The organism is Asaia sp. W19, assembly GCF_003994335.1.
Lineage (GTDB): Bacteria > Pseudomonadota > Alphaproteobacteria > Acetobacterales > Acetobacteraceae > Asaia.
In genome coordinates, this window is sequence record NZ_PNQZ01000027.1 from 1 (window position 1) to 2044 (window position 2044).

General features: G+C 55.6%; 3 protein-coding genes. All 3 read right to left on the minus strand.

Annotated elements, in window-relative coordinates; genetic code table 11:
- Positions 1-229: 229 nt before the first annotated feature.
- Positions 230-565 (minus strand): hypothetical protein, encoded by a 336-nt coding sequence (locus C0V97_RS18645; RefSeq protein ID WP_233582022.1) that lies wholly within the window; start codon positions 563-565, stop codon positions 230-232.
- A gap of 283 nt (positions 566-848) precedes the next feature.
- Positions 849-1403 carry a hypothetical protein gene (locus C0V97_RS06890; RefSeq protein ID WP_127101906.1) on the minus strand — a complete coding sequence of 185 codons (555 nt, stop codon included), beginning with the start codon at positions 1401-1403 and terminating at the stop codon, positions 849-851.
- 60 nt (positions 1404-1463) lie between these two features.
- Entirely contained in the window at positions 1464-2018 is a 555-nt protein-coding gene (locus tag C0V97_RS06895) for a hypothetical protein (RefSeq protein WP_127101907.1), read from the minus strand.
- Positions 2019-2044: the final 26 nt, after the last annotated feature.

Below are 2044 nucleotides of genomic sequence, written 5' to 3' on the forward strand. Positions count from 1 at the left end.
GGCGTCTGTGGAGCAGCATCGAACCATCGTTCGTTGGTCAATGGCCGCGCCATCAGGCCGGCTCTGGTGAGGGCGGGCATAGACCGCCGCGTGTCTGGCGTCAGTGAAGTTTCAATGACAGAAGACACAGGCGATGACACGCGCATCHCCCGGAGCACGCATTCGGGAGCACGCATTCGAGAGAACGCCCCCTGCATTCGAGAGGCTGCTAGACGTAACGCTTGGTCACTCAGGCGTAGTTCGGCTGGCATCGATCCAGGGCCTGCACGGCCACCTCGCCGAATTCGAGGTCACTCAAATTGATCGAGGCATGGAAAACCTTGCCGAAATTCTCATTGGTCCCCCAGGCGGAATGATGCGCACCGCTTCCACGGGAAGAACGCATTTCGACTTGATCCCCCTGATCTTCAGGCCAGCCTACAAAAATCAGTGCTGATTTCGACATGGCAGTCAGAATGTCCTTGAAGCCGAATTCCTGCTGGATACGCAACCAGAACTCACGAGACTTCTGGTTTGACTCGTCCTTTGCTGGGCGAGAGAGGTCACTCGGGATCGGCGTAGGCAAATGCGCTCCGAAATCCTCGCTGCTATACAGCGCCTTCTTGAGATTGGCGCCGATCCATTCTGTTGTAGCCTGTTTGCGAGGGATGAACGTCGACCAGCCAGAGCGATGGGGAGAAATAACTTCCTCCCCATCGCTCTGTGCAGATCACGGCCACATACTTCCTGGTGCGGATGAGCTGAGCACGCCGGGTAGGAATCTGCCAAGAGGGAATGACGGTGCTCATGCGCTATCTGCACTCCTTAAAAGGCTGACGTCAGTCGTGGGAAGGGGCGCGCTTGATCACTCAGGCGTAATTCGGCTGGCAACGATCCAGAGCCTGCACCGCAACCTCGCCGAATTCGAGATCGCTCAAATTGATCGAGGCGTGAAAGACCTTGCCGAAATTTTCATTGGTGGCCCAGGCGGAAAAACAACCGCCGCGACCGCGCGTTGCGAGGATCCGCACCTGATCTCCCTGATTTTCGGGCCAATCGATATAGATGCCAGCTGATTTGGACATGGTCGTCAGGTTATCCTTGAAGCCGAATTCCTGCTGGATACGCAACCAGAACTCACGAGATTTAGCGTTTGATTCTGGCTTCATCGTGTCAAAGGGTTCGTCCGGAATAGGTCGAGGCAAGTGAGTCCCGAAATCTTCGCTGCTATACAGCGCCTTCTTGAGATTGGCGCCGATCCATTCTGTTGTAGCCTGTTTGCGAGGGATGAACGTCGACCAGCCAGAGCGGGAGAAATAACTTCCTCCCCATCGCTCTGTGCAGATCACGGCCACATATTTTCTGGTGCGGATGACCTCAGCTCGACGGGTGGGGATCTGCCAGGAAGGAATGACGGTGCTCATGCGCTATCTGCACTCCTTAAAAGGCTGACGTCAGTCGTGGGAAGGGGGGCGCCTAATCACTCAGGCGTAATTCGGCTGACAGCGATCCAGAGCCTGCACCGCAACCTCGCCGAATTCGAGGTCACTCAAATTGATCGAGGCATGGAAAACCTTGCCGAAATTCTCATTGGTCCCCCAGGCGGAATGATGCGCACCGCTTCCACGGGAAGAACGCATTTCGACTTGATCCCCCTGATCTTCAGGCCAGCCTACAAAAATCAGTGCTGATTTCGACATGGCAGTCAGAATGTCCTTGAAGCCGAACTCCTGCTGGATACGTAACCAGAATTCATTAGATCTGGCACCCGATTCTGGCTTCATGGAGTCAAAAGGCTCGTCTGGAAGCGGTCGGGGCAAATGCGCCCCGAAATCCTCGCTGCTATATAGCGCCTTTTTGAGGTTTTCCCCGATCCATTCCGTCGTAACCTGTTTGCGGGGAATGAAGGTGGACCAGCCAGAGCGGGAGAAGTGATTTCCTCCCCAGCGTTCCATGCAGATCACGGCCACATACTTCCTGGTGCGGATGAGCTGAGCACCCCGGGTCGGCACCTGCCAGGAACGAATGACGGTGCTCATGCGCTATCTGCACTCCTTAAAAGGCT